General features: G+C 31.3%; 1 protein-coding gene. It reads left to right on the top strand.

The annotated features are described in order from the left end of the window. The first annotated feature begins 92 nt into the window (after nucleotides 1-92). Complete coding sequence (locus ILA26_RS05630; RefSeq protein WP_292895138.1) at nucleotides 93-3029, top strand: Ig-like domain repeat protein; 2937 nt, start codon at nucleotides 93-95, stop codon at nucleotides 3027-3029. The last annotated feature ends 157 nt before the right edge of the window (nucleotides 3030-3186 follow it).

Below are 3186 nucleotides of genomic sequence, written 5' to 3'. Positions count from 1 at the left end.
AATCATATTTTACTATAAAATTTTCGTAATGAGAACCAAGAGGTGGAAAAATTTCGATAAAAAATAGGACATTATTGGTATCTCTTGTGTTAATGTTATTCCTTTTTGTGGGAGCTGTTAGTGCAACAGATTCAATAAATGTTTCAAATACAGAAGATTCAAATTTAATAGGTGATAATGTTGATACATTATCCATACAAAATAAATTAGAAATTTCTAACGAGGATTCTATCTCAGAAACTAATATAGTTAATTCTCATGATGATAATTTGGGAGATTATCCGAATGATGATGTTTTGAATGCTAATATCGATTCAAATTATGAGGATAATAATGAACAATTAACTTCCAATGGCGTTGAAGCAGATAATCTAAGTGCAACTAGTTCAAGTTCTGATAGTGTTCTTACTGTTAGTTCAAGTAAGGACATGGTTGGTGCTGCTAGTTCAAATCAATCAAGTACAAAATCTGCTACTCCAATATCTACAAAGTTAACAGTATCTGATACCCACTATGGAAAATCAGCTACTTATTTCAAAGTTACTTTAAAAGATAATTCCGGAAATCCTTTAACAAATCAAAAAATTTCTTTAAAAGTGAATAAGAAATCCTATTCAGCATATACCAATAACAAGGGTGTTGCAACTTTCAAAACAGATAGTTTAAAAGTTGGATCATATACTTTGGCATTGACTTATGGTGGAAGTTCAGGTTACTCTTCATCATCACTTTCCAAGAAAGTTAAAGTGTTATCCTCTGCAGTTGGAAGTGATTTAACTAAAACTTATAGAGAAGCATCTAGCTATAAGGTAACATTTTGGAAAGATAACTCAGTATTGTCAAATACTAAAGTTACTTTCAAGGTAAACGGTAAAACTTATACTAAAACAACTGATAGTAAAGGTGTTGCTAGTCTTAACATTAAATTGTCCGTAGGTAAATACACTGTTACTGCAACTAACCCTTATTCAAATGAAAAAGTTTCAAACAGTATTGTTGTCAAGAAAGAGGCAACCAGTGTTAAAGCAAAAAGTAAAACCTACGTCCACACCAACAAAAAAGGATCATTCACTGTAACCTTGAAATCAGCTAATGGCGATTTGCTTAAAAGTAAAAAAATTATCTTTAAGTATGATGATAAAAAAGTAACCAAAAAGACTAATAAGAATGGGAAAGCTACTCTGACTATTCCGGTTCTTTCTAAAGGTACTTATAAAATCAATTATGTTTATGATGGTAGTTCTAACTATTATGCAAAGTCAGGCAGTTCAAAGATTGTTGTCGCAGATGCAACAACAAAATTCACTTCATCACTCAAAGTGGTGAAATACAATGATGGTTCAAAATATAGTGTCAAATTAACTGATGCTAACGGTAAAGCATTACCAAACAAAAACGTTAAAATTACACTTGATGGAAACACTACCACTTATAAAACCACTAAAAATGGTAACGTTAAAATTCCATTAAAAAATTTAAAACCTGGAAACTATGTGGTGAAATATTCATATTTAAATAATGGACATAAAGACCATAGTTCTGGTTCAAACAGAGTTGTAGTTTTAAAATTAGAAGCTAAAATAAGTGCTGGCGACTTAACCATGAAAGCAAATGACGGTTCCGTTTATAAAGTAACTGTCAAAGATAACTCTGGAAAAGCTCTTAAAGGAGTGCTTGTAAAATCTACTATCGGTTCAAAATCTTACGTTTATGAAACTGATTCAAATGGTGTTGCTAAATTAAAAGTAACTAACGGTGTAGGATATTATTCAGTTAAAAGCTTTTTAGCAGATCCTATTTACAGGTCTAATGTGCTGTCCAAGCACATCACAGTTAAGGGAACAAAATTCATTGCTGAAAACAGCTATGTTTCCATCGGTAACGATGTATCCTATTCAGTCAAGTTAGTTAATGAAAAAGGTAATCCTGTCAGTGGTAAAAATGTTGTCTTCAATTTCAATGGAAAAACATTGAAAGGCACAACTAACTCTAATGGTATTGCTAAAGTTAGTTTGGGTGTTGTATCTAAAGGAACTCATACCATTAAATTTAGCCATGAATCCGCGGAGGGTTCTGCAAAAATATATGCGATAAATAAGGTATCTATTAAAAATATTTTAGCAGCAGCTAAAACTGTTAAAAGTTACATTTCTAAAAATGGAAAATTGCCTTCTACAGTTAAAATAGGTGATGTCTCAGTTAAAACCGCAGATTATTTATATATAGCTTCAAAAGCTATTATCAATTTGAAAGCAGGTAATAAAAAAGACATATCCTTTAAAATTTTAAATAATCCTACCAGTCCTAAAGACGCTACTGATTTGGGATACTTGAAAGATTATTTAAGTGTTGCAGAAAGTGTTGTTAAAACTGCAGACTCAAAAGGTAATTTGCCTAATTCCGTAAGTTCCAAAATCGGAACAATAGGTTATAAGGGTATTGTAAGTGCATTTTCAAAAGTATTGGTTTCCTATGGAAAAAATGATAAAATGCCATCTTACGTTGCAATCAAAGCATTATCCGGTTCATCCTCTGCAATATCAGGTGCGATGAATATGAAAAACACAGTTAAATCTTTAGCTGAATACTTAGCAGCTTCCAAAAACTGTGAAGTTAATAATGAAAAAATTAAAAACTTGGTTGCCAAGTTGACTAAAAGTTGCAAAACTGAAAAGGATAAAGCTTATGCAATTTTCAATTATGTAAGGGATACAATTGCTTATAGTTTCTATTATAACACCAAACATGGTGCTGTAGGTACTTTAAACGCTAAATCTGGAAATTGTGTGGATCAAGCACATTTAACTGTGGCTATGTTTAGGGCTGCAGGTTTGGCAACTAGATACGTTCATGCTGATTGTCGTTTTTCCAGTGGTCACACCTACGGGCATGTATTTGCTCAAGTATTGATTGGTGACACATGGACTGTTGCTGATACCACAAGTTCTAGAAACTCGTTAGGTAAGGTAGCTAATTGGAATACAAACTCATACTCCCTCAAGGGGTATTTCACAAGTATTGCATTTTAATTATCTACTTCTATTTTTTTTTTAAGGGAAAAATTGAATATTGAATCTTCAATTTAAAACTCTTATTTTTTAATTTCAAGCAATAATGGGATTTTATTTTAAATTTAAAATCCACAAATTAATTTATTTTAGTTATTTTTATTTTTAATATTTGCTT

It is taken from the genome of Methanobrevibacter sp., assembly GCF_017940815.1.
In the GTDB taxonomy this organism is placed as follows: Archaea; Methanobacteriota; Methanobacteria; order Methanobacteriales; family Methanobacteriaceae; genus Methanocatella.
This window is presented reverse-complemented; position numbering and strand designations above follow the sequence as displayed.

Coding starts and splice junctions, on each gene's coding strand:
- ILA26_RS05630 (WP_292895138.1), top strand. CDS start 93: ATGTTATTCCTTTTTGTGGGAGCTGTTAGTGCAACAGATTCAATAAAT.